Raw genomic sequence first — 24,047 nt, forward strand, 5'->3', positions numbered from 1 at the left:
AACGGGTTTAAACGGTTGCGCGTGTACCGGGCAAGCGATCTTGCCATGGGAAACCGGTCCGCCGGCTTGGATAAAGGTCGAACAGAGCGATGTTTGCGCTATCTGCGCGGTCTTCGGTGACCGTGTGTGTCCTCATCCCCGTCTTCATCCCCGTTGTCGTCTTCGTCCAGCAGATCAATCCAGCGGATCTCGGCGCGAAACAGGCGTCCGACCACGGTGACCAGAAAGGCCGTCGACCAGCCAATCAGAAGAAAGCCGTTAAAGCCCTCCACAGAGGCGATCAGGCGCCATTCGGATTCGATGATCACATCGCCATATCCCAGCGTGGTGAATGTGGTGGTCGAGAAATAAAGCGCATCCTCGAAATCGGTGAACAGGCCCAGCGCCCGGTAAAGACCGGCATAGGCCCAGATCTCGATCGTGTGGATGAGGAACAGGCCCATCACCGTAGCAACCGTATACGTGACGATGCGCAAGGCCCCGGTCACCCTGGCGATCTGGTGTTTGCGCTTGCCCATGATCGAGATCATCGCCACCAGGCCCACCGTGTGAATGACCACCGTGGCAATCGCCATCAGGCTGGCCACAACAAGCGCGATGATCATGACGGATCTCCTGACCGCACGCCGGTTGCGCGCATTTGCCGGTTTCACTCTCACCCTCATCGGGCTAGGTGTGAAGGTTCAGATCACCAGATTCCCCAGGATCGCGCCATGAGCAAGCCCATCTACGCCCTGTCCTCCATTGCCCGCCCGCTGGAACCGCAATACCCGACCAATCTGGCCATGCTGATCCTCCTGCCGATCATCGCCGTGGTGTTTGGCGGTCTGAGCGTAGCACTCAATGGGTCGGGCCTGCTTGATGCAGCGCTGGACGGGGTCTGGATGATGCTGGCCGGATTTGTCGTCTGGGCCATGGGCCGCGAGATCGATCCCGATCGCAATGCCACCGCCTTCATCGCCCTGCCGGTCTTTCTGATCGCCGCGTCACTGGGCCAGGACCATGCCCTGCTCACCGCCGCCGCCACTCTCATGGCCATGCGCGTGGTCAATCGCTGTGTCGGCAATCCGCTGCGCGCGGGCGACCGGTTTCTCGTCACCGCCCTGGCGGCGGGATCAGTCTTTGTCGACGGCATGTGGGCCATGGGCCTCGTGGTCGCCATCGCCCTGGCGCTCGACACCCTGTTTGACCGCAAGCAAACCCTCAACCTGGTGTTCGCCATGATCAGCCTGTCCTTTTCCGCCTGGCACCTGATCGAGGTGGAGGGCGATTTCGCCGCCCTCACGCTGGACCGTGTGATGGCGCTCGACACAACACAGATGGCGGTGACCGGCGCTCTCCTGGCGCTGGGCCTGGTCTTTGTTCTCATCCTGCCCGCGCTGAAAAGCGTGGGTGATGCAACAGGTCAGCCGCTCTCACGACCGCGCGTACGCGGGGGCGGTGTGATCCTGCTTCTGGCCGCGGCGGCCTCCACCCTCGCCCCGGTTCAGGCCAATGGCACGGTCTGGCTGGAAGTCTCCGCGCTCTACGCCGTCATTGTGGGGTTTGTGCTGGGCCGTTTCTGGCCTCAACGTGGATGAGCGCAGGGAGAGGCCGCCCCTCCCCCACCGCCAGCGAAGCGCCGATCAGTCTCCACCCGCAAACACGCCCGCCAGCGGGATCGCGACCTGGTCCAGACCCGGCCCGTCCAGATTCCCGGTGACGGCGATGGTGAGTTGCGGCTCCACCAGGACAAACAGGAAGGAGCGTCCGCCCGGAGAGCCTCCGGAATGGGCCACAAAACGCACACCAAAATCGGGATCGATATCCGTCCCCATGCCGTAGACATAGGCAAAACCCTGGGCATCCTCATGGGCGCGCGGCTCGAACAGGGTCTCCATACGCTCCACAGGCACGATCTCGCCAGCGGCCAGGCTTGCGCCCATCGCAGCCAGATCCCGCGAGGACATGAGCAGTCCGCCGCCGCCAAACTTGCATTCCGCCGAGAGCGGCAGGGCCTGCCACGCCCCGTCCTCGCCATACCAGGTGACGGCCTTGTCGGCGTCCTCTTGGTCGGCCCGGGCGCGATAATGCTCACCCAGAACCGCCTCCAGAGCCGCATCAAAACTCGCCTCGCCGGTGATCTGGACCAGGAGATGGCTGGCCAGGACAAAGCCATAAGTGGTGTAGCCATAACCCGTGCCCGGTTCGCGCACGAGCGGATCCGCGATGAAATGGCTCAGAGCCTCGGCCGGTGTGGCACAGCGCAGGGCATTGAAGCCCAGCCAGTCCGCCTCGCCCGTATAGTGGCGCACGCCCGCGGTATGGCTCAGCAATTGGCGCACAGTCACCGCGTCGTAATGGGCGGGCAGCGCCGGATCAATTGCGCGAACACTTTGGTCGAGGTCAAAACCGTCATGATCCACCAGGCGCGCAAAGGCCATGCCGGTGATCGTCTTGGCGACGGAATAGGCGTTGTAATCGCGAGTGACGCCATCGCGCGCATCGCGCTGGATACCGCCTTCGGCCTCCCAGATAATGTCCGACCCGTGCATCACGGTGACATTGAGCGCGGGGTATTGCGCCGCGATCGGGTCAAACACCGCCCGGGCCTGGGCGGCCATGTCGGCGGGGACAGCGATCATCGGGGTATCATCGGCGGAAGCGGGCGCGGAGCACGCCATCAGGGCCAGAGCGGATGCAGCGAGAAGGAGCGGGCGCATATGTGATCTAAGTCCTTGCTTTAAGATTGGGCTTTAAGATTGGGCTTTGAGATTGAGCCTCGGGGTTGGATTGCGACCCCATCTCGTGCACAACACACACTTCCCTGTCGCGTCAGAACGGGCGAACGGCTCCCATGCTGGATGAATGGCTCACGCCGACACACCGCATTCTTGGCTCTATCTGGCGAATGGTCACCTCGCTGGGTGTATTGCTCATCATCACGGCGGCCTTGCTGTTTGTCGGGCCGCAAAACACCCATTGGGTCGCCCCGCCCACTGTTGCCTGGACGCAGACCGATGATGCGGATTTCAGGCGCCTCACCCGTATTCCCCGCACCTGGACCCGCGCACCGGCCCATCGGATCGAGGATCTCGACACACCCGGCTGGATCTTCTGGGAGATCCCGGATGACCTGGTCGCCGACACCACACCGCGCGCGATCGAGATGAGCGGGCCGTTTTCCGCAGAGCTGTACTGGAATTCGCAATTCATCGGCCGCAAGGGTGAGGTCCTTACGTTTGACGGACGCGAGCGCGCCGGGCCTATTGATTCCCTGATCGCCATCCCGGCCGAGGTCATCACGCCGCGCGACAACCGGCTCTTGATCCGTCTGGTCTCCAGCCAGGCCGGTTACGAGCCCGCCGCGATTGTGCAAAGCCTGTCCATTCAGCCCTACCGCCCGGACGCGCGGCGCTCGCTGCGTTACTACCTGCCCAGCCTGACCCTGCTCGGCGTGATCGGCGCGCTGATCTTCATCTATGCCCGCTTCTGGCAGCAAAGGCGTGATCCTCGCCTGCTCTGGCTGGTCGGCGCGCTGTGCGGCCTGTGGCTGGCGGATCTCGCAGAGATTTCACGCGCGCTGGTGAACTATCCCTATAGCTGGCATCAGCCGCGCCAGGCCCTCGCCATGACGGGTCTGTTCCTCTCGGTCCTCGGCCTGTTCGGCTTTATCCTGACACGCTGGGTGCAGACCTCCGCGCGCCTCACCCGGATCGGTATCGCAGCTGCGGTGTTCGGCCTGGGTGTGCAGGTGGTCGTGTGGACCGGGTATGACGCCCGGACCGTGTTTGGCCTCGCCTGGATGCTGGGCCTGATCATGCTAGGCCTGCTCTGGGCCGGACGCCGCGAGCCGGTCTGCTGGCTCCTTTTGCCCATGGCCCTGATCGCCCTGGCCTATATGGTGATGTTTCCCGGCGATTTCCTCGACCGTGCCGTCTATGTGCTGGCCACCACCGTGCTGGCCCTGGCGGTGGGTCTGCATCGCGATGTGCTCTCCCCGCCCCCGGTCCATACGCGCCCGCCAGACCGTCTGCTCGTCCAGTCCGGCGGCGACCAGGTCTCGGTGCCCATCGAGGATATCGCCTGTCTCAAGGCCGCCGGGAATTATACCAAAGTGCATCGCCGCGACGGTCGCTGGAATCTCGATAATCGCAGCCTGAAAACCGTGCTTGAACATCTGCCCGACACGGTTGTGCGCATTCATCGCTCACACGCCGTGCCCCTGGCGCGAATTGAACGGGTCTCCACGGCCCAGGGCAGTCGCTATAGCGCTCATCTGGACACAGGGATCGTCCTGCCGGTCAGTCGCGGCCTGGTGGGCGAGCTGCGCGACAGGCTCAGAACAAGTCAGATCGGCTCAGACGCTCCGCAGTCGGGCTCCGCCAGTTCACGCGGCAAGACGTCGGCCAGATAATCGGCAAAGGCGCGCACCACCGGCAATACCCCCTTGCGCGAGGGCATGAGCAGGCTGATCCGGGCCCGCCGCGCGCACCAGTCGGGCAAGACCCGCACGAGCGAGCCGTCCCGCACCTCATTGCGGCAGACATAGGCGGGCAGCGCCACCACGCCCAGTCCGGCGCAGGCCGCCGCTTTGAGGGTCGACATGTCGTCACTGGCCAGGCGCGGCACAAAGGGGATTTGCGCACTGCGCCCGTCCGGTCCGTCCAGTGTCCAGACCGCCTGCGCACTCTGCCAGCCCGTCTGAAGCCCGTAAATTGCGGGCGGCGCGCCTGTCTTGGTTGGGTCTGTGCTGTTTGAGTCTGTCTTGACTGAGCCGGTCTTGACGGTCTCTGCGTTGAACGCATCCGGCGAGGTCAGCCCCCCGGCGGCCTCAACACAGGACGCACTGGCGAACAGCCGCCAGGGCACGTCCACCAGGGGTTTCTGGATCAGATCGCTGTCGGGCAAGGGGCCAGCATGACCCCGCAGCACCATATCCACCCCCTCCTCGATCAGATCCACCGTGCGGTTAATGGCCTGCTGGCGGATACTCACGCCGGGATGCAGCTTGAGAAAGCCCGTCACCGCCTTGCTGACCGCAAACTGGGCAATACCGACCGAACAGGAGATCCGCACCGTCCCCGCCAGGCTTCCCGTCGCGCTTTGCCGCACCAGGGCCTCGGCGGTGTCCACATCATCCAGGGCGGCGCGGGCATGGCGATAAAACATGTCGCCCACCTCGGTCACGGCAAACTGGCGTGACGTCCGCTGGATCAGGCGCACACCCAACCGGTCTTCCAGGGCCTGGACATGACGGCTCAGGCGGGATTTGGGCACGTTCAAAGCGCGACCCGCCGCGGCGAAGCCCTGTTTCTCCACCACATGCACAAAATACCAGTAATCATTGAGATCCACTCGCCCTCACCCCTCTTCGCCTCCACCCTTCGTCCTACAAATGGAACGCTGAGGTCCATTATTGCCGGTTTTCTCCACCCGTGTCCCGTTTTTATATCGCGTCACAAGGCCAGCCCGAACGGCCCGCCCGCAACAGGAGATCCGCATGTCCCCCTCGACCACCACACCCACCGCCCGGCCTGCCCCCCTGCCCGTCGCCGGTCAGCCCTTCACCCATGGAAACGGGTTCGACGCGCTCTCCTTCCGTCACAGCCAGTTTGACGGGGCCATGGACCCCCTGGTCATGGTCGACCACTACACCATGAGCGAACCGACCTTTGGCGCGCATCCCCATGCAGGCATGTCGGCTGTGTCCATCCTGTTTGAAGACAGTGTCGGCCGCTTCCACAATCGTGACAGCCTGGGCCATCGCATCGATCTCCTGCCCGGCGATCTGTACTGGCTCAAGGCCGGCCGGGGTGCTGTGCATGACGAAGCCCCCACGCCGGGATCACGCACACACGGTCTCCAGGTCTTTGTGAACCTGCCCGCCGCCCACAAGCAGGACGCGCCCGACGCGCTGCACATCTCCCACACCGCCATGCCGGTGCTCACGGGCGAGGGCTATCGTGTGCGCCTGGTGCTCGGTGAGACCGGCGGGATCGAGGGCGCGCACTCCCCGGCCCTGCCCATGACCATTCTGGACGGTCAGCTGGAGGCCGCCGGCACGTTTCGCCATGCAAGCCCGGCGGGGCACGCGGTCTGGATCCTGGCTGTCGAGGGCGAACTGGCCGTGCGCCTCGATGAGACCGTCACGCCCGACGCCAATCCCGCCGCGACACCGACCTCAGCGGACGGGCTGACCCGCATCCCGGCTGGTCAGGCGGTCGCCCTGCCCGCCGCGGATCTGGCCCGCACGCTGACGCTGGTCAGTTCGAAGGGCGGCCATTTTGCACTGCTTCAGGCCGTCCCCGTGCGCGAAGCCTTTGTCCAGCAGGGCCCGTTTGTCATGTCGAGCCAGGAGGAAATCAATACCGTTCAGGCGGCCTACGCCCGCGGCGAACTCGGTTCGGTGGATTGATGGCCGGGCGGGGTGAAAGCCCCGCTCACCAAACCCGTCACACAAACTCCCGGCCGCACCGAGACCGATCGCACCACCCAGATGCCCCCCTTCTGGGTTGACGCAGACAGCCCCGAGGAAGACGGCCAGTTTGTCGCGGCGGCGGGTTGACTTGGCTGACGCGTTGGTCTCGATGTCTCAGCAAACCGCACCTCCGGGAATGGATTTCCGCCAAAACTCGATTGTGATTTATCGAGACACTCAAACCCTGTATGGCGCCCAACAAAGCATCCCCTTCCTTGAATGAATAAGTGAAAAAGATGACCGCAAAGCCTTTAAAATACCACTTAGGCATGCTCGAACACTTTGATATAACGTTCGCGGCAATCACATTCGAGGACTACACTGGCATATCCCTTTCAATTTCCCACGGTTGGAATTGGGGGGGCGTCCATGGGTCAGCTGGATCTGATGAGTATAGTATTGAGCTGTTCATGAACGGGTTTAACATCGGGAATGGGGTAGAATACCACCGACCAGAGCATTCTGACGTTTTGGTTATGGCACGCGTTTATTCGACAGAAACGTGTTTTCGAAACTTCGAGCGTGCCCTCGCTGACAAACCGGGTCTCGTCCTGCTCGAGACCGAATTCGATGAAGGCGTGCCGGAGCAACATCGTTTCACGATCGTGAAGCCCAAGGCACCTCAATTGTAGGTGCAAAAATGGTATCGAGCTTCGTAGAATAGACCAACTGGCTACGCACGACCCAAACGGTCGACGAGTGAAGCCGTACGTGCACCCGCAATGCCTAATCGCCTTCTTGAGGCTGCACACACGCGTATGGAATCAGATCTTCCACGACTATCTCGTAGTTCGATGTTAAAAATTGATCGTCTGACGAGGGAAAAACCACCCGCGTTCGGTGTTCACGGATCCGGCCGCTCACAACCAAGGCTGTATCAGCAGGATGCGCCAGTGGATCTAAATTCGGTACGCCGGAAAAATCCAGGTTGATCACGTCGTTGGACGAGAAAATGGCGCCGTACGGCCCAAGATTGAGAACGAACGGCGCGAATAGAAAGCTTGCCTCCTCCTCGTCGGGCGAGCCATAGGCGTTCAAGAAACCACCCAGGTTGACGGATTCGGAGGGCAAGCCCTCGACCGGCGCATGATCGATTTGACCCACTGATGATATTTGATCAAACGCCCAGTTTTCGGGGGCCACCGTTGACAACTGCTCCCAACTCAAAAGGGGCATTTCATCTACGCTTGTGTCAGGGCATTGGATGGCATTGTGGTTAGTGATCGCCTCGCAATCACCCAACTCACTCAAACCCTCAAAAAATCCACTCAAAGCTGGATCATACATTATGGCGTCTTCTGTGTTGGCAATACCTCTAGCCACGGCAAGCAGACAGATCTGAGCACCGATATCGGACCGAGCATTTTGTGACTGAGCTTCAACTGAAATCGCACGCGCCCATGCTGCCAGAAAAGTGGTTTCAGAGATCGAGTTGCGTGTATAGCGACTGATAACGGGTTCGCGTGCAATTCTCGTCAACCTGGTCCGACCACGTGTCAGGGCGTCGGTGTATGCCTCGCCACACCGCATGACCACATCGCGGTTTTCAGCGCTGAACTCAAATCGCTCCACGGTCTCCAGCGCCAGCTGCACCACATCTGCCTCAACCGGCCCTCCCCAACCCACGATTTCCTGGGTGCGTACATGCTCGTCACTGGCCGGTGTCTGGTTGCGCACCGAAATGAGCGCTGACACGGCGTCCGAGCACGCATCCGGTGAGACTCTGTCTTCAAGGTAAGACTGGATACTTTCTACCGTCACTTGGGCTTCTACCGGGCTTGGCAGAGATACAATCAGCCCCAGCGCGAAGACGGACAGTCCTGTTACAATCGATGATGCCACGTTGTGCATTGTGTGCTGCACACCTTCCTGAACTGATCTACTCATTAAGCCGTCCCAAATCTGAACCGGGCTAGAGCGGGATATTGTCGTGTTTCTTCCAGGGATTTTCGACTGATTTATTCTCCAGCGTGCGCAGGGCTTTCACCAGTCGGCGGCGGGTATTATGCGGCATGATCACATCATCGATATAGCCGCGATTGGCAGCGATGAAGGGATTGGCAAAGCGGTCTTCATACTCGGCGACATGTTCGGCCATCCGGGCCTGATCCCCCAGATCCTTGCGGTGGATGATCTCGGCCGCGCCCTTGGCCCCCATCACCGCGATCTCGGCGGTCGGCCAGGCATAATTCACATCCCCGCGCAGATGTTTCGATGACATCACATCATAGGCCCCGCCATAGGCTTTGCGGGTGATCACGGTGAGTTTGGGCACGGTGGCCTCGGCATAGGCGAACAGAAGCTTGGCGCCATGCTTGATCAGGCCGCCATATTCCTGCTTGGTGCCGGGCAGAAATCCGGGCACATCCACAAAGGTGATGATCGGGATATTGAAGGCATCGCAGAAGCGCACAAACCGGCCCGCCTTGCGCGAGGCATCGATATCGAGCACGCCGGCCAGGGAGAGCGGCTGGTTGGCCACAAAGCCCACACTCTGACCTTCCAGGCGGCCAAAACCGATCACGATATTGGTGCCATAATCGGGCGAGATTTCGAAGAAATCATTCTCGTCGGCGACCTTCTCGATCAGTTCCTTGATGTCGTAGGGCTTGTTCGGATTGGACGGCACCAGCGTATCGAGGCTGGGATCGGACCGGTCGGGATCATCATAGCTGGGGCGGACCGGCGGGGTTTCCCGATTGGACAGGGGCAGGAAATCGACCAGGCGACGGATCTGGTCCAGCGCTTCGAGATCATTCTCGAACGCCCCGTCCACCACGCCGGACTTCTTGGCGTGGACCGAGGCCCCGCCCAGCTCCTCGTGGGTGACTTCCTCATTGGTGACGGTTTTGACCACATCCGGGCCGGTCACATACATGTAGGAGGTGTCTTTCACCATGAAGATGAAATCGGTGATCGCCGGGGAATAGACATCGCCGCCCGCACACGGGCCCATGATCAGCGAGATCTGCGGCACCACACCCGAGGCCAGCGTGTTTTGCAGGAAGATGTCGGCATAGCCGCCCAGCGAGGCCACACCTTCCTGGATGCGCGCGCCCCCAGCATCAAAAATCCCGATGATCGGCGCGCCATTCTGGATCGCCGCTTTCTGGATCTTGACGATCTTGGCCGCATGGGTTTCCGACAGGGACCCGCCGAACACGGTGAAATCCTTGGAGAAGAGATAGACCAGACGGCCATTGATCGTGCCGTGTCCGGTGACCACGCCATCGCCGGGGATTTTCTTGTCCGCCATGCCAAAATCGCTGCAGCGATGCTCGACAAACATGTCCCACTCTTCGAACGAGCCCTCATCCAGCAGGAGGTCGATCCGCTCGCGCGCTGTCAGCTTGCCCTTGGCGTGCTGGGCCTCGATGCGGGCCTCGCCCCCTCCGAGCCGCGCGGCGGCCCGTTTGGATTCCAGCTGTTCCAGAATGTGTTTCATGCGTGCGGACTCCCCGGAGTGATCTGTTTTTTGGGGGCATAGCAGACGAAGCAAAGGCTTAGCAATCTCCCGCCCTGTCAGACCATGCGCTGATTGCGCCCCCGCAGACAAGCTGGCGCACCGCTTGCAGCGTAGAGCGGCGAAAGGGAGGCAGAAATGTCCACAATGGCCCTGAATTGCGAGATCAAGACCGTCGATCAGATGACCCGTCAGGAGTGTGATTACTGGCAGGGGTTTCAGAGGGTTAATCCGGAGCTGGCCAGTCCCTATTTTGATCTGGGTTATGCCCGTATCCTGGCCGGTCTGCGGGCCGATACACGGCTGGCCGTGCTTTACCAAAACGGAACACCGGCGGCCTTCCTGCCCTTTCATGCGTCCCGTTTCGGCTTTGCCCGTCCACTCTCGGGGCCCATGGGCGATCATCACGGGCTGATCTGCGAACCGTTTACACGCACCAATGGTGCCCTGCGCAAGGGCCTGCCCTCCTTCACCTATCACGGCGCGCTCGCCAGCCAGGCCCTGTTCCACGACAAGGCCCAGCAGCGCCAGCCCTCCTGGGTGGTGGATCTGAGCGCGGGTTATGACGCCTATCTGGACGATCGCCGCAAGGCCGACGCCAAAGCCATGCGCAATATCCGCTCGCGCCAGCGCAAGCTGAATGAGGGCGATTTCAACATCGTCTACCGGCTCGATGACACACGCCCCGACGCCCTGGCGCACACCCTTGCGGTCAAGCGGGCACAATATGCCCAGACCCGTGCGACCGATGTGTTCACGGCGCAGTGGAGCAATCAGCTGGTCGAGACCCTCTTTGCCACAGACGGTTCAGGTCTGCGCGGTCGCCTGTCGACCGTGGAGGTGGACGGCCAGATCATTGCGGCTCATTTCGGCATGCAGAACAGGGATATTCTGCACTACTGGTTCCCGGTCTACGATCCGGCCTGGTCGAAATTCGGTCCGGGCCTGACGCTGTTCCTGGAAATCGCCCGCCAGCTGGCCGAGGAAGGCGTGAGCGCCATTCATCTCGGCCCCGGTGACATGGACTTCAAGAAACGCCTGGCCAACACGCATTTTGACGTGGTGAGCGGTCGCTGGTTCGCCTCCTCCCTCACCGCCGCGGTCGTGCGCACCGGCGAGCTGATCGACACCACCGCGCGCGCCCTGCCCCTGGGTCCCGCCTCACACTGGCCAGGCAAGGCCTTTCGCCGGCTGGGCAAGATGAGCGCCGTCCACGGTTTCTAGGCCTGCCCCTTGCCGACATAAAAAGGCCCGGTGTGACCGGGCCCTGATCGTGGTTTTGCCATCAATGTCGATGTGTTGGCGGACTTACTGGAACGGGTTCAGTTTTTTCAGCCAGTACTGCAGACCGCCGCGATTTTCCTTGCGGTCGAGCTCTTCCTGCGAGGTGAGGAAGGTGGTCTGCACCACAAATCGTTCGCCTTCGAACGGCAGATGGCCGTGCCAGGAATTGTCGGCGCGCAGGAAGGCAAAGACATAGCCCTGCAGCGGCGGCACTTCCTCGGTGAAGTCCTCGAAATCATCCTTGCCATTGAGCACGCGGATACAACCCGCGCCCGTGCCATCCCATTCCGGATTGAGATAGGTCAGCATGGTCAGGATTTTCGACTTGCTGTCATTGTGGATCGGGCCATCGGACAGCTGGGACAGGCGACGCACGGTGATCATGCGCGGCTTGTCGGTCAGGTCGATGCCGAAATTCTCGCTCAGCACCTCGGCCAGGAGCGGCGAGTTGAGATCGTCCATCAAACGCGCAAACGCGCCGGACGCCTCCAGCTTGGACAGGGGCAGATATCCCGGCTTGTCGATCAAGGGATAATCGGCGCGGATCGCAGCACTGTCCGTATCGGCCACAGCCTCGGACGCGATGAAATAGCTATAAGGCTCGCGCTTGACGTCAGCCCGGCGCAGCGCGTCGAAATCCATGATGCCGCCCGGACCGGTCTTGCCAACCATTTCGTCCGACACGACGCCCTCAACCCCATCGGCCATGATGCCTTACTCCCACTATTCCTGTGCGCTCAAATTACGCAGCGCAGATTATAACACACCGTGAGCCGTTCAAGCTCAGGCCTGCGCGGCCAAAGCGCGCAGCAGGGCGTCGACCTGCTCCAACTCGATTTTCAGCCGGGCCAGCCGCTCTGCTGCCTCGTGATCCTCGCCCCACTGGCTGATCTGGAAATGCTCGTCCAGGGTCGAAAGCGTGAAGGCTTCACCACCATTAATGCGCCCCTTGAGCAGGGCCAGACCGAGAATTGCCGAGCCACACACCGCCGTGGCGTGGGCCAGGCAGGTCAGCGTCCAGTGATCCAGACCGTGTGTGGCGGCGAGAACCTGGCTCAGGGCGACCGGATCCTGATCGATCGGCATCAACCCCTGCGCCGCCGCGAAATGCGCATCCAGCGTCTCCTCGGCCCAGCCGAGCAGCGGATCCCAGGCGGCGCTCTGGGCGGCCACCAGTTCGGCGGGTTCAGGTGCGCGGAAGCACAACAGATCCGTCGAGGCGTATTTCACGATTTCCGCCCGGGTCTCCTCCATCACCTGGCTGACCCGGTCGAGGGCGACAAAGACCAGGCGTGTGGCCGGCATGTTGGGCGCGTCGATACGCTCGCCCTGGGCCGCCCATTCCGCCGCCACCAGATCCGCAGCCGCCTGTGTGGGCAGGCTCAGGGATTGCCGGGCCGGTGTTTTCACCGCACGCCCGTCCAGCAGGATGGCGAACCCGTCCGCCATCGCCTCGACCGTCACCGTCTCGTAGAAACGTTTGGGCAGGCTGTCCTCCCGGCTGGGTATTTTCACACCGGGCTTGGTGTCATAGGTCTGTGTCATGCAGGTGTCTTTTCCACGCGGGCCGCAAAAGCGTCCAGCGCTGCGTTCAGTGCGGTAAAATCATGGTGGATCTCGTGGGCCTCGGCGGCCTCGATCTCATCCACCCGATGAAAGCCCCAACTTACACCCAGCGTATGAACGCCGGCATTGCGGCCCATGGTGATGTCGAAACTGGTATCGCCGATCATCACGGCCTGGTGCGCATCGGTCCCCGTCTCCTTGAGGGCATCAAGCACCATGCGCGGATGTGGTTTGCCTGGACCGTGATCCACGGTCTGGAATGTATCGAAAAAGCGATGCAGGTCGTGATCTTCAAACACCCGGTCCAGCCCGCGACGCGCCTTGCCGGTGGCCACGCCCAGCAACCAGCCTTCATCGGCCAGCCGCTCAATGGTCTCGCGTGCCCCCTCATAGAGCGGCTCATAAAAGCCCGGCTCCTGGCGCTGCTCCACAAAGGCTTCCTTGTAATAGGTCGCTAGCTGCCCGACCCGAAGCTCGGGATAATCTTCAGGGGCCAGGCGCCGCACGGCCTCGGTCAGTTCGAGACCCACAATCGTTCGCGTGCGATCATAATCAATCCCGCCCAGGCCGGCGCGTTGAAACGCGCGATCCATGGCCTGCTGGATGACCTGGCGACTGTCAACAATTGTGCCGTCGACATCCCAGATTGCCAGTTTGAGGTCTGTACTCATGCCAGTTGGTCCTCGATCATATCGGGATGGGCGTCACGAATATCAAAGCCCAGCTTGCCATAGATTTTTGCCAGCGCCGGCGGCAGATCGGCCTCGATCACCAGAGGAGCGCCTTTCGAGCGAGGAATTTCCAGACGCCGGGCATGCAGGCACAGACGCTGATCGAGGTCTTCCGGAGCGGGTCGGTGACAGGTGTATTTCTTGTCGCCCAGAATGGCTGTGCCCATGGCCGCGAGATGGACCCGTAGCTGGTGGGTCCGCCCCGTCACGGGACGCAGCGCTACCCAGCTGGCCTTCTGGCCCGCCTCGGCAACCACGGTATAGCGTGTCAGGGCGTGCTGTGCGCCATCATCACCATGGCCCGCCGCAACCATGATCTCGCGATCGGGATCGCCGCCCGCTCCGGCCGTTTTGCGCATGAAACCCTTGATCTCACCCAGCTTGGGCTTGGGCACGCCGATGGCAATCGCCCAATAGGTCTTGCGGGTCTTATGCGACTGGAAGGCCTTGGCCAGTCGTGCGGTCGATGCCGGCGTCTTGCCGACCACCAGAACGCCGCTGGTATCCTTGTCCAGCCGATGCACCAGGCGCGGACGTTGTAGCCCCTCGCCAAACGCATCCAGGAGTCCATCGAGATGGCGGGTGGTCTTCGATCCGCCCTGCACGGCCAGTCCCTGGGGTTTGTTGAAGGCGATCAGCTCGTCATCCTCATAGATCACCAGAGATTTGACGTAGTCGATATCTTGCTCGCTCAGGCGCGGACGATGCGTCTGCTCGCCGGGTTCCGGCAAGGGTGGGACGCGGACCAGCTGGCCAGCCTCGACCCGGGCATCGGGCTTGACCCGACCACCATCAATCCGGATCTGACCCTTGCGGCACAGTTTCTGGACCTGGACGTGGGAGATATGGGGAAAGCGCCGCTTGAACCACTTGTCGAGTCGCGCTCCGGCCTCCCCCGTTTCCACCGTCAATGTCTGCACACCGCTCATCCGGTGACCTTTCGCATTATCATCAGCCCGGCCATGACAGCCCCCGCCGATAGGACAACCGAAACGCTCATATAAGCCAGGGCCATGCCCCATGCCTTGCGTTCCAGCATCACGACAAGTTCGAGCGAGAAGGCGGAGAATGTCGTGAACCCGCCCAAAAATCCAATTCCGGCCGCATGCCGCAGCCAGTGCGTATCCGTCTTGCCCCAGGCCGCCAGCGCCCCGATGAGAACGCCCATCGCAAGCGAACCCACCAAGTTTACAGCCAGCGTTCCCCACGGCAGTCCCGGTCCGACCAGTCGCAGGGCGAGCTGTCCGACCAGATGACGGCTTATTGCCCCCAAGGCACCCCCGGCACCGATCAAGAGAAGAGTCTGCATGCGCGGACCTGTTCTGCGCGGTTGTCGCCCGCCAAACCCATGGAATGGAAGATGTGGGGGCGAAGGGCAAGGCAGAAGCGCTGTTTGATGAGCCCAGCCTCACCAAATCATGCACATTTTGTAACATTACATAGTTAGCCATGCGTTTACGCAATGGCGCCTTCCTGAAACGTCTGTTCTGATTTTTCCGAAACCGCCTATCTATGCTCACGAATGTCGGATCCGCCGACATGTGTACGCAAAGGAAAGTCTTATGAACCGTTTTTCTCAATCCATGACGATCGTTCTCAATGTTCTGCTGGCCGGTGGTGTGATCACCATTATGGGCCTGAGCCTCTCCAGCACGATTGCCTGATCTGTCAGCGTTCGGCCGGTTGATCCGGCCGTTTCTGCTTTTACTGACCGGTTGATCACACTGGATGTTTCCGTTACGCGGCGCTGTGGCTAAACTGCTGCTCTGCAAAACGGGAGAGTTCGAATGATCACCGCCCTTCTGGCGATTAGTCTGCTTCATCTTCAGGACACATCCCCAACGACCGACGCCCCCGCTGTCGCGGTCGAGGCTCTGCTGGATGACTTCCGCAGGGGATTTGCCCGCGAGGCCGAAATCATGGGCGAGGTTGCCGACTGGCAGGCCCGAGAGCGCCATTTACAGACCCGCATCATCGCCGCCATACGCCGCGAAGACATTGCTCCGGAACTACGAGCCGACTATCTCGGTGGTGTTCAGGCCCAGGCCAGAGACTTTCAGCTCAGACGCGCCCGATGGGCCACGGACCGGGTCGCTGAACCCGGTTTTGCCCGTCGCCTGGGCGATGCATCGGCAGCGGCACGACAGGTTCTACTCTGGTCGGAACAGGATCCGGACAGCCTCGCGATACGTGTCGAGGCACTGGAACCCGCTGCGCGCTTAGGCACCTATGAAGCCCAGACCTATGCCGAGCTCGCCGATATTCTCGCACTGAGCCAGAATAATCGCCAGATCTATGGGACCCAGACCGAATGCGTCAACGGCCTCATCGCGACCTCGCCGATCCGCGCGGCCGGGCGTGTCAATCAGCGCCGCGAACGCATTGGTCTTCAGCCTCTGGACACAGCACCCTCCGATGTGGGCGAAGCCTGTACGCCGGAACTCGCCGGAGCCGAGTAAGTCCGGTCTATCGATCCTTGCGCTGATCGCGAATGGATTGCCAGTGCTGAAGTCGTTCGCGGATCGCGGCTTCGCGACCGACCGGCTTGGGCTCGTAGAGCACCGGGCGGTCCGCGAACTCCTCGGGGAAATAGTCCTGGCCGGACACGCCGTGCTCAGCGTCATGATCATATTCATACCCAGCACCATAACCCTGTTCTTTCATGAGCTTGGTCGGGGCATTGAGAATATGCGCCGGCGGTGAATAGGAGCCGGTCTCGCGCGCCAATTTTCGCGAGCGTTTGTAGGCGACATAAACGGCGTTCGATTTGGGTGCGCTGGCGAGGTGAACGACCGCCTGGGCCAGGGCCAGCTCACCCTCGGGAGAGCCCAGGAATTCATAGGTCTCCTTCGCCGCAAGAGCGGCATGGACGGCCGTGCTGTCGGCCAGGCCAATATCCTCCACCGCCATACGCACGATCCGTCGAGCCAGATAGAGCGGATCTTCCCCGCCTTCGAGCATGCGGGCCATCCAGTACAGCGCGGCATCGGGGTCGGACCCACGCACGGATTTATGCAGGGCCGAGATCAGATTGTAGTGTTCATCCCGGCCCTTGTCGTAGACCGGCGCGCGTTTGTTGAGCCGCTCGGCCAGACCAGCGCGGTCAACGGGTGTATCCGCCGGAAAGCCCAGCACATCCTCGGCCAGATTCAGCAGATAACGCCCATCCCCATCCGCCATGTCGATGAGGGCCGAACGCGCCGATGCATCCAGCGGCAGGCTGCGACCGGTTTCCGCCTCGGCACGCTCCAACATTTTCTCCAGGGACACAGGTTCCAGGCGTTTGAGCACCAGAACCTGGCAACGCGACAGAAGCGCGGCGTTGAGTTCGAAAGACGGGTTTTCCGTGGTCGCGCCCACCAGCGTCACCGTGCCATCCTCGACAACGGGCAGGAAGCCGTCCTGCTGAGCCCGATTGAAGCGATGGATCTCGTCAACAAACAACAGTGTTCCGCGCCCTGAACGACGCCGTGTCCGGGCCCGTTCAAAGGCCTTTTTGAGATCCGCCACACCCGAGAAGACCGCAGACAGGGGTTCGAAATCCAGGCCACTTTCTTCTGCCAGAAGCCGTGCAATGGTGGTTTTACCCACACCGGGCGGTCCCCAAAGAATGATCGAGGACAGGCGTCCCTGGGCTCTCATGCGCGCCAGAGGCCCCTCCCCCGTCAGGAGGTGCTCCTGTCCGATGACATCGGCGAGACGGGCCGGACGCAGCCGCTCGGCGAGCGGTGCATCTTCGGCCACCTCGGTCGATATCGGGCTGGACCCGGGTGCAGTATTGAAAAGATCGGCCATCAGGCTCCAAGACCCTTATCCAGAACATGTTGGCATCAGGATCGAGCCATCCGCGTGACGCGTCTAGCCATAATATGCAGAGCGCCACTTCAATTCCCGAGATGGGGCCCGACATCTGGCCCGTCAGCGTCGTCGAAGGTTCAGCGTGGCTTCCTGACGTTCACCCCGGCGCTCGATCACCACAGGCCAGCGACGCTCACCCTCAAAGCGGGCCAGAACATCCTGTACGTCCTCGACCGTCTCGACCGGCTCTCCCATGACTTCAATGAGGATATCGCCGGGCCTGAAACCGGCATAATTGGCCTGGGTGCGGCGCTCGACCCGGAAAACCGCCAGTCCGTCTGCAAAGGGATCAACCCCGACCGTTTCATTGAAGGCCGGCGACAGTTCGACCAAAATGATACCATCCAGGGGATGTGCGCCCTCTAGACGGACCCGGTCCGGCTCACGAATGCCCGGTGCGGGCAGGACGGGAACATCCACATCCAGTGTCTCACCCTCCCGCAGGATGGTGAAACGAGCATCCTCACCATTGGCACGGGTGGCCAGGTGGAAACGCGCTCCGGATTCGTCGTTCACATCGCGGCCATCCACAGCCAGCACGATATCCCCGCGCAACAGGCCGGCATCATCGGCCGCGGCACCGGGGTAAATCTCGTTGACGACCGCGCCGCGGGGTCGGTCCAGTCCGAACACATCGGCCAGGTCGCCGGTCACCGGTTGCAGGCGTGCGCCCAACCATGGCCGGATCAACTCGCCCTCGCTCATCGCGGAATCCACCACACGCCGAACCATTTCCACGGGAATGGCAAAGCCGATACCATTCGATCCGCCCGAGCGCGAAAAGATCATGGTGTTTACGCCGATCAACTCGCCTTCCATATTCACCAGCGCGCCACCGGAATTGCCCGGATTGATCGCAGCGTCTGTCTGGATGAAGGAGCCGAAATCAGCGCGTCCGACATCTGTGCGTGCCAGAGCCGAGACAATCCCGCTGGTCACTGTCTGCCCCACACCAAAGGGATTGCCGATCGCAAGGACAAGATCACCCACCTCATTGTCTGCGGTCATGTCGAACGGCAGGACAGGCAGGGGTTCATCCGCCTCGATGCGTAGCACCGCCAGGTCCGTCGCCTCATCGGTCAAAAGAATCTCAGCTTCAAACTCGCGACGATCCGCAAGCACCACACGCAGCGCGTCGGAATTGGCCACGACATGGTGATTGGTCACCACAATGCCCGACGGTTCGACAATCACGCCAGAGCCAAGGGAATTCTGTTCGCGTTCCGCAGTCCGGTTGGAAAAGAAGGAGACGCGCTGGCGTACGGTACGGGTCGAATAAACATTGACCACAGCCGGAGCCGCCTCGGACACGATCGGCGCATAGGACAGCCGCACCTGGTGCTGATTATCCGGAACGATACGATCGGGTGCGCCAGCCAGTTCAGCGTTTTGCGCCTGAACGGGCAAGGTAGTGAGAGACAGGGCGGAGGCCAGAACGGCGAGAGTGTGTTTGAGCATGAAGGCCATATAGTCAGAACGATAGGCAAGAAAAAGGCGGCACGTTTAAGAAACATGCCGCCTCATCACATCTCATCCGGTCTGAACCGGTCATGACTAAGGCTTTACAGCCTAGTCATTCGCCTCTTCAGCTTCGAGGCGGGCGCGATCAGCCGCACCTTTCGCAGACGGATCACGATCCACCAGCTCGATCACGGCCATCGGCGCATTATCGCCATGGCGGAAACCGGCCTTGAGAACGCGGGTGTAACCCCCATTCCGTTCGGCGTAACGACCGCCAAGAACGTCGAACAGCTTTTTGACCTGTTCTTCATTGCGAACCTTGGACTGGGCCAGACGACGTCCGTGAATATCACCACGCTTGGCCAGCGTGACGAGCTTCTCGACGAACGGAGCCAGTTCCTTGGCCTTCGGCAGGGTAGTAACAATCTGCTCGTGCTCGATCAGGGACGCAGCCATATTGGCCAGCATCGCCTTGCGGTGCGAGTGCGTGCGATTGAGCTTGCGGTGTGCAATGCCGTGACGCATGGCAAAATCTCCTCAGACCCTAAGGGGGTGCCTCCCGGCAGCCGCTTAGAGATGATCCTCATAACGCTTGGCCAGATCCTCGATATTCTCAGGCGGCCAATTCGGTGCTTCCATGCCCAGGTGGAGACCCATCTGAGCCAGGACTTCTTTGATTTCGTTCAGCGATTTGCGACCGAAGTTCGGGGTCCGCAGCATTTCTGCCTCGGACTTCTGAATTAGATCGCCAATGTAAACGATGTTGTCGTTCTTCAGGCAGTTGGCGGAACGCACAGACAGTTCCAGCTCGTCCACCTTCTTGAGCAGGGCCGGATTGAAGTCCAGCTCCGGCTTGTCGTCTTCCGGTGCCCGGACGTCCGCAGCTTCCTCGAAATTGATGAAGATCTGGAACTGGTCCTGCAGAATGCGCGCAGCAAACGCCACAGCATCCTCCGGCGTGACCGTGCCGTCCGTCTCGATTTCCATGATCAGCTTGTCATAGTCGAGCACCTGGCCTTCACGCGTGTTTTCCACGTGACAGGAGACGCGCTTAACCGGGCTGTACAGGGCGTCGACGCCGATCAGGCCGATCGGAGCGTCTTCCGGACGATTGCGGTCAGACGGGACATAGCCCTTGCCGGTATTGACCGTGAACTCCATCCGGATCTCGGCACCCTCATCGAGCGTGCAAAGCACCAGATCCTTGTTCACGACCTCAACATCGGCCGTTTCCTCGATATCACCTGCGGTGACTTCACCCGGACCGGTCTTGCGCAGAACAAGTCGTTTCGGGCCTTCGCTGTGCATGCGAAGTGCGATTTGCTTGATGTTCAGGACGATGTCCGTGACATCCTCGCGAACACCGTCGATCGAGGAGAACTCGTGCACCACGCCATCAATCTGGACGTTGGTCACTGCTGCACCCTGAAGAGATGACAGCAGAACCCGACGCAGCGCGTTGCCAAGCGTCATGCCAAAGCCCCGCTCGAGCGGCTCGGCGACGATCTTGGCCTGACGTTCCGGATCATGACCCGGTTCGATTTCAGGCTTCATCGGGCGAATGAGTTCTTGCCAGTTTTTTTCGATCACGGTCGTTATGCCCCTTGCATATCAGCACTCCGAACAGGGAGTGCGTGTCCAGGCCCAACCCAATACGCGGCTGAGAAATTACACCCGGCGGCGTTTCGGCGGACGGCAGCCATTGTGCGGGATCGGCGTGACATCCTGGATGGTGGTGATGGTGAAGCCGACGGCCTGCAGTGCCCGCAGTGCTGACTCACGACCCGAACCGGGACCGGAGACTTTGACTTCCAGGGTTTTCATGCCGTGCTCCATGGCTTTCTTGCCGGCATCTTCGGCAGCCATCTGAGCAGCATACGGGGTCGATTTACGCGAACCCTTGAAACCCATGTGACCGGCCGTCGACCAGGAAATTGCATTTCCCTGGGCGTCGGTGATGGTCACCATCGTGTTGTTGAAGCTCGCATTCACGTGGGCAACACCCGACGTGATGTTCTTACGCTCGCGGCGCTTAACGCGACCTTGGTCTTTAGCCATGATTCAGGCCCTACTTCTTCTTGCCGGCGATCGGCTTCGCCGGGCCTTTGCGCGTGCGCGCATTGGTGTGCGTACGCTGACCGCGAACCGGCAGACCCCGACGGTGGCGCAGGCCACGATAATTGCCGAGGTCCATGAGGCGCTTGATATTGACAGCGACTTCACGGCGCAGATCACCTTCAACGAGGTGATCACGGTCGATGACTTCACGGATCTGAAGAACTTCCGCGTCAGACAATTCGCTGACACGACGCTCCGGAGCGATGTTTACCGCTTCGCAGATCTCTGCGGCTTTGGCCGGGCCAATGCCGTGAATGTAACGCAGCGCGATCAAAACGCGCTTGTTTGTCGGAATGTTGACGCCGGCGATACGGGCCACGATCCATCTCCTAATTTCAAAACGCCAATCACGGACGAACAAAGGGGCGACCTTTCGGTCACCGCTCGTGCTCGCCCGTTTTGCGAAGGGCGCTATCTACAGTCAGCGTTGCCCCCCCGTCAATGGGGTTACAACACGCTTAATTCACTTAGCGTCCAAAGCAGCTGCAATTCCTGCTGCAACTTCTTCCATGCTACCCATGCCATCGACCTCCTTCAGTTTGCCCTGATCGGCAAAATAGGGAATCAACGGTGCAGTCTGGTCGTAATAGACTTTGAGACGATTTCGGATGACTTCTTCCGTGTCGTCAGCCCGTCCCTGCTCCGCCGCCCGTTTAACCAGGCGCTGGATCAGCTCGTCGTCCACAACCTTCAGCTCGATCACGACATCGACCTGAGTTCCACGCTCGGCCAGAAGCGCATCGAGCGCCTCGGCTTGTGCGACGGTGCGTGGAAACCCGTCAAAAATCGCTCCGCCTGCAGCTTCCGCTTCGGGAAGACGCTCCTTGATCAGGGCGATCACGATTTCATCGGACACAAGCTCGCCGGCATCAATGATGGCCGCCACACGCTTGCCCAGCTCCGTACCGGCGGCCTTGGCCGCCCGAAGCATGTCGCCGGTGGACAATTGAACCCAGCCGCGCTGCTCGATGAGCATCTTGGCCTGTGTTCCCTTACCCGCACCCGGCGGTCCGAAAAGAATAATGTTCATCGACGCCGTCCCCGCAGTTTCGATTTCTTGATCAGGCTCTCATACTGGTGGGCGTACAGATGCGACTGGATCTGGGACACCGTATCCATGGTGACAGAGACCACAATCAGCAAGGAGGTACCGCCCAGCGCTGTGTTGGAGCTGAAGAAGAACATCGGCACAAGACAGACCAAAGTCAGATAACCGGCACCGATAAGCGTGAGGCGTGACAACACGAAGTCCAGATAATTGGCGGTCGCAGCACCCGGGCGACGCCCCGGCAGGAAGCCTCCGGACTTGCGCAGATTGTCGGCTGTCTCTTCCGGATTGAACACGATCGACGTGTAGAAGAAACAGAAGAAAATGATCAGCAGCGCGTAGAGCGCCATGAAAGCGGGCTGTCCCCAGCCAATCCAGGCCACCATGGTCTGCAGCCATTCCGGACCGGACTGGGCCTGGAAGCCCAAAGCCGTCGCCGGCAGCAGCAGAAGCGAGGACGCAAAGATCGGCGGAATAACACCCGCGGTGTTCAGCTTGAGCGGCAGGAATTGTTTATCGCCTCCGACCATGCGATTGCCCTGCTGACGCTTGGGATATTCAACGATCAGGCGACGCTGCGAACGCTCGATAAACACCACCAGAACCAGGCCGGCAATGATCATGACCGTTGCAAACAGGAAGTTCGCAGCGGAGCCACCAGACGCCGCAGAGTTCAACGCACTAAATAGCTGGCGCGGAACTTCCGCGATAATGCCCGCAAAGATAATCAGGGAGACACCATTGCCGACACCGCGCGCGGTGATCTGCTCGCCCATCCACAAAAGCAACATGGTGCCGCCGACAAGCGTGGTCACGGTGGACACCACAAAGAAGGGCCCCGGATTAATCGCCAGGGAGGCGCCAGAATTGGGATCCACAGCACTCATGCCCAATGCAATCGCAAGGGCCTGACCGGCCGCAAGGAGCACGGTCAGATAGCGCGTATATTGGTTGATTTGTTTGCGGCCGGCTTCGCCGCCCTCCTTTTTGAGCTTTTCAAGGCTCGGGATGGAGGCGGACATCAGCTGCATGATGATCGAGGCCGAGATATACGGCATGACATTCAGCGCGAAAATCGCCATCCGCTCGACGGCACCGCCGCCCAGCAGGGAGAATGTCGACAACAGGCCACCGGCCTGACGATCAAAGAAAGCCTGATACTGCACCAGGTCGATGCCCGGCAGCGGTACGTAGGTACCGATGCGATAGGCAATCAACACACCGATGGTAAACAGGATGCGTTGCTGCAACTCCTTGGCCTTGCCGAAGGCGCTGAAGTTGAGATTTGCAGCAAGCTGTTCTGCAGCTGAAGCCATGAATACTCCCCTGACGAGACGGGCTGAGCCCGACTTCGGTTATTCCGAAGCCGGTGCCACCGTTTTGAGCGTGACGGATCCACCGGCCTTCTCGACCGCGGCAATGGCGGTTTTGGAGGCACCGGCCACCGTCAACTCAATCTTGGTATTCAGCTCGCCTTTCGCAAGCAGGCGGACGCCGTCGAGCTCACGGCGCAGAACGCCGGCCTCGATCAGAACAGCCGCATCGATCGGCTTGGACGCATCCAGCTTGCCGGCATCAATCGCCTTTTGCAGACGGCCGAGATTGACCTCGGACCAGGCCTTGCGGTTCGGCTTGTTGAAGCCGCGCTTGGGCAGGCGCATGTGGAGCGGCATCTGGCCGCCCTCGAAGCCCTTGATGGCCACACCGGACCGGGACTTCTGACCCTTTACACCGCGACCACCGGTTTTGCCCTTGCCGGACCCGATACCGCGGCCAATGCGATGGCGCAGCTTGGCGGCACCGTCATTATCGCGCAATTCATTGAGACGCATGTCGTTCTCCATTCGAAATAGCGGTTTCCCGAAGGACCTACTCTTCGACGATCTCCACCATATGGCTGACCTTGGCAATCATGCCACGGACAGACGGCGTGTCTTCCAGGACGCGTTCACGGCCGATCTTGTTGAGACCGAGACCGATGAGCGTCGCGCGCTGATCTTCCGGACGGCGGATCGGGCTGCCCGTCTGACGCACTTTGATGGTTTTGTTAGCCATCTT

General features: G+C 60.9%; 27 protein-coding genes. 7 read left to right on the forward strand and 20 right to left on the reverse strand.

The window, feature by feature from the left end; genetic code table 11:
- Nucleotides 1–98: 98 nt before the first annotated feature.
- Nucleotides 99–605: a potassium channel family protein gene (locus RMQ97_RS08825; RefSeq protein WP_413660501.1), complete on the reverse strand. Its 507-nt coding sequence runs from the start codon at nt 603–605 to the stop codon at nt 99–101.
- A gap of 108 nt (nt 606–713) precedes the next feature.
- On the opposite strand from RMQ97_RS08825, the gene RMQ97_RS08830 reads away from it, so the two are divergent.
- Nucleotides 714–1,580: a hypothetical protein gene (locus tag RMQ97_RS08830; RefSeq protein ID WP_413660502.1), complete on the forward strand. Its 867-nt coding sequence runs from the start codon at nt 714–716 to the stop codon at nt 1,578–1,580.
- Nucleotides 1,581–1,625: 45 nt separating this feature from the next.
- Here RMQ97_RS08830 and RMQ97_RS08835 read toward each other — a convergent pair whose 3' ends face one another.
- Nucleotides 1,626–2,702: a serine hydrolase domain-containing protein gene (locus RMQ97_RS08835; protein WP_413660503.1), complete on the reverse strand. Its 1,077-nt coding sequence runs from the start codon at nt 2,700–2,702 to the stop codon at nt 1,626–1,628.
- Between the two features lie 134 nt (nt 2,703–2,836).
- Here RMQ97_RS08835 and RMQ97_RS08840 point away from each other — a divergent pair, with 134 nt between their 5' ends.
- Nucleotides 2,837–4,396 carry a LytR/AlgR family response regulator transcription factor gene (locus RMQ97_RS08840; protein WP_413660504.1) on the forward strand — a complete coding sequence of 520 codons (1,560 nt, stop codon included), beginning with the start codon at nt 2,837–2,839 and terminating at the stop codon, nt 4,394–4,396.
- On the opposite strand, the gene RMQ97_RS08845 is transcribed toward RMQ97_RS08840, so the two are convergent.
- On the reverse strand, nt 4,330–5,337 hold the full coding sequence (locus RMQ97_RS08845; protein WP_413660505.1) for a LysR substrate-binding domain-containing protein: 1,008 nt from the start codon (nt 5,335–5,337) through the stop codon (nt 4,330–4,332). The two genes, RMQ97_RS08840 and RMQ97_RS08845, sit on opposite strands and share 67 nt — an antisense overlap.
- A gap of 145 nt (nt 5,338–5,482) precedes the next feature.
- Here RMQ97_RS08845 and RMQ97_RS08850 point away from each other — a divergent pair, with 145 nt between their 5' ends.
- The 3 genes from RMQ97_RS08850 to RMQ97_RS08860 all read left to right on the forward strand — a co-directional run bounded on the left by RMQ97_RS08850 (nt 5,483) and on the right by RMQ97_RS08860 (nt 7,092).
- Nucleotides 5,483–6,397 (forward strand): pirin family protein, encoded by a 915-nt coding sequence (locus tag RMQ97_RS08850; protein WP_413660506.1) that lies wholly within the window; start codon nt 5,483–5,485, stop codon nt 6,395–6,397.
- A 12-nt stretch (nt 6,398–6,409) separates the two neighbouring features.
- A complete protein-coding gene (locus tag RMQ97_RS08855; protein WP_413660507.1) occupies nt 6,410–6,547 on the forward strand; it encodes a hypothetical protein in 138 nt (45 codons plus the stop codon).
- Between the two features lie 389 nt (nt 6,548–6,936).
- A complete protein-coding gene (locus tag RMQ97_RS08860) occupies nt 6,937–7,092 on the forward strand; it encodes a hypothetical protein (RefSeq protein WP_413660508.1) in 156 nt (51 codons plus the stop codon).
- A gap of 94 nt (nt 7,093–7,186) precedes the next feature.
- On the opposite strand, the gene RMQ97_RS08865 is transcribed toward RMQ97_RS08860, so the two are convergent.
- Together RMQ97_RS08865 and RMQ97_RS08870 are read right to left on the reverse strand one after the other, a co-directional pair.
- A complete protein-coding gene (locus RMQ97_RS08865; protein ID WP_413660509.1) occupies nt 7,187–8,347 on the reverse strand; it encodes a hypothetical protein in 1,161 nt (386 codons plus the stop codon).
- A gap of 25 nt (nt 8,348–8,372) precedes the next feature.
- The gene (locus RMQ97_RS08870; protein ID WP_413660510.1) at nt 8,373–9,905 is read right to left on the reverse strand and encodes an acyl-CoA carboxylase subunit beta; all 1,533 of its coding nucleotides are present in this window, start codon (nt 9,903–9,905) and stop codon (nt 8,373–8,375) included.
- Nucleotides 9,906–10,061: 156 nt separating this feature from the next.
- On the opposite strand from RMQ97_RS08870, the gene RMQ97_RS08875 reads away from it, so the two are divergent.
- Nucleotides 10,062–11,147 (forward strand): GNAT family N-acetyltransferase, encoded by a 1,086-nt coding sequence (locus tag RMQ97_RS08875; protein WP_413660511.1) that lies wholly within the window; start codon nt 10,062–10,064, stop codon nt 11,145–11,147.
- Nucleotides 11,148–11,231: 84 nt separating this feature from the next.
- Here RMQ97_RS08875 and RMQ97_RS08880 read toward each other — a convergent pair whose 3' ends face one another.
- The 5 genes from RMQ97_RS08880 to crcB all read right to left on the reverse strand — a co-directional run bounded on the left by RMQ97_RS08880 (nt 11,232) and on the right by crcB (nt 14,813).
- Entirely contained in the window at nt 11,232–11,915 is a 684-nt protein-coding gene (locus RMQ97_RS08880; RefSeq protein WP_413660512.1) for a 2OG-Fe(II) oxygenase, read from the reverse strand.
- A 75-nt stretch (nt 11,916–11,990) separates the two neighbouring features.
- Nucleotides 11,991–12,752 carry an ATP12 family chaperone protein gene (locus RMQ97_RS08885; RefSeq protein ID WP_413660513.1) on the reverse strand — a complete coding sequence of 254 codons (762 nt, stop codon included), beginning with the start codon at nt 12,750–12,752 and terminating at the stop codon, nt 11,991–11,993.
- Nucleotides 12,749–13,444, reverse strand: a complete 696-nt coding sequence (locus RMQ97_RS08890) for an HAD-IA family hydrolase (RefSeq protein ID WP_413660514.1) — start codon at nt 13,442–13,444, stop codon at nt 12,749–12,751. Before RMQ97_RS08890 ends, RMQ97_RS08885 begins: the two co-directional genes overlap by 4 nt.
- Nucleotides 13,441–14,433, reverse strand: coding sequence for an RluA family pseudouridine synthase (locus RMQ97_RS08895; RefSeq protein ID WP_413660515.1), 993 nt, complete (start codon nt 14,431–14,433; stop codon nt 13,441–13,443). Before RMQ97_RS08895 ends, RMQ97_RS08890 begins: the two co-directional genes overlap by 4 nt.
- Nucleotides 14,430–14,813: a fluoride efflux transporter CrcB gene (gene crcB / locus RMQ97_RS08900; protein WP_413660516.1), complete on the reverse strand. Its 384-nt coding sequence runs from the start codon at nt 14,811–14,813 to the stop codon at nt 14,430–14,432. Before crcB ends, RMQ97_RS08895 begins: the two co-directional genes overlap by 4 nt.
- Nucleotides 14,814–15,291: 478 nt before the next feature.
- Here crcB and RMQ97_RS08905 point away from each other — a divergent pair, with 478 nt between their 5' ends.
- Complete coding sequence (locus tag RMQ97_RS08905) at nt 15,292–15,963, forward strand: hypothetical protein (protein ID WP_413660517.1); 672 nt, start codon at nt 15,292–15,294, stop codon at nt 15,961–15,963.
- A 7-nt stretch (nt 15,964–15,970) separates the two neighbouring features.
- Here the strand turns inward: RMQ97_RS08905 and RMQ97_RS08910 are convergent, their stop codons facing one another.
- The 10 genes from RMQ97_RS08910 to rpmD all read right to left on the reverse strand — a co-directional run bounded on the left by RMQ97_RS08910 (nt 15,971) and on the right by rpmD (nt 24,044).
- Nucleotides 15,971–17,299 (reverse strand): replication-associated recombination protein A, encoded by a 1,329-nt coding sequence (locus RMQ97_RS08910; RefSeq protein WP_413660518.1) that lies wholly within the window; start codon nt 17,297–17,299, stop codon nt 15,971–15,973.
- 123 nt (nt 17,300–17,422) lie between these two features.
- Nucleotides 17,423–18,820 (reverse strand): Do family serine endopeptidase, encoded by a 1,398-nt coding sequence (locus tag RMQ97_RS08915; RefSeq protein WP_413660519.1) that lies wholly within the window; start codon nt 18,818–18,820, stop codon nt 17,423–17,425.
- A 111-nt stretch (nt 18,821–18,931) separates the two neighbouring features.
- A complete protein-coding gene (gene rplQ, locus RMQ97_RS08920) occupies nt 18,932–19,348 on the reverse strand; it encodes a 50S ribosomal protein L17 (RefSeq protein ID WP_413660520.1) in 417 nt (138 codons plus the stop codon).
- A gap of 45 nt (nt 19,349–19,393) precedes the next feature.
- Complete coding sequence (locus RMQ97_RS08925; protein ID WP_413660521.1) at nt 19,394–20,413, reverse strand: DNA-directed RNA polymerase subunit alpha; 1,020 nt, start codon at nt 20,411–20,413, stop codon at nt 19,394–19,396.
- A 78-nt stretch (nt 20,414–20,491) separates the two neighbouring features.
- Nucleotides 20,492–20,881: a 30S ribosomal protein S11 gene (gene rpsK / locus RMQ97_RS08930; protein WP_413660522.1), complete on the reverse strand. Its 390-nt coding sequence runs from the start codon at nt 20,879–20,881 to the stop codon at nt 20,492–20,494.
- A gap of 10 nt (nt 20,882–20,891) precedes the next feature.
- The gene (gene rpsM, locus RMQ97_RS08935; protein ID WP_413660523.1) at nt 20,892–21,260 is read right to left on the reverse strand and encodes a 30S ribosomal protein S13; all 369 of its coding nucleotides are present in this window, start codon (nt 21,258–21,260) and stop codon (nt 20,892–20,894) included.
- A 144-nt stretch (nt 21,261–21,404) separates the two neighbouring features.
- On the reverse strand, nt 21,405–21,971 hold the full coding sequence (locus RMQ97_RS08940) for an adenylate kinase (RefSeq protein ID WP_413660524.1): 567 nt from the start codon (nt 21,969–21,971) through the stop codon (nt 21,405–21,407).
- Entirely contained in the window at nt 21,968–23,305 is a 1,338-nt protein-coding gene (secY, locus tag RMQ97_RS08945; RefSeq protein WP_413660525.1) for a preprotein translocase subunit SecY, read from the reverse strand. Before secY ends, RMQ97_RS08940 begins: the two co-directional genes overlap by 4 nt.
- A gap of 39 nt (nt 23,306–23,344) precedes the next feature.
- Complete coding sequence (gene rplO / locus RMQ97_RS08950) at nt 23,345–23,821, reverse strand: 50S ribosomal protein L15 (RefSeq protein ID WP_413660526.1); 477 nt, start codon at nt 23,819–23,821, stop codon at nt 23,345–23,347.
- Between the two features lie 37 nt (nt 23,822–23,858).
- Nucleotides 23,859–24,044, reverse strand: coding sequence for a 50S ribosomal protein L30 (gene rpmD / locus RMQ97_RS08955; protein ID WP_413660527.1), 186 nt, complete (start codon nt 24,042–24,044; stop codon nt 23,859–23,861).
- Nucleotides 24,045–24,047: the final 3 nt, after the last annotated feature.

The sequence above is a fragment of the Maricaulis sp. D1M11 genome, from assembly GCF_047308265.1.
Lineage (GTDB): Bacteria > Pseudomonadota > Alphaproteobacteria > Caulobacterales > Maricaulaceae > Maricaulis.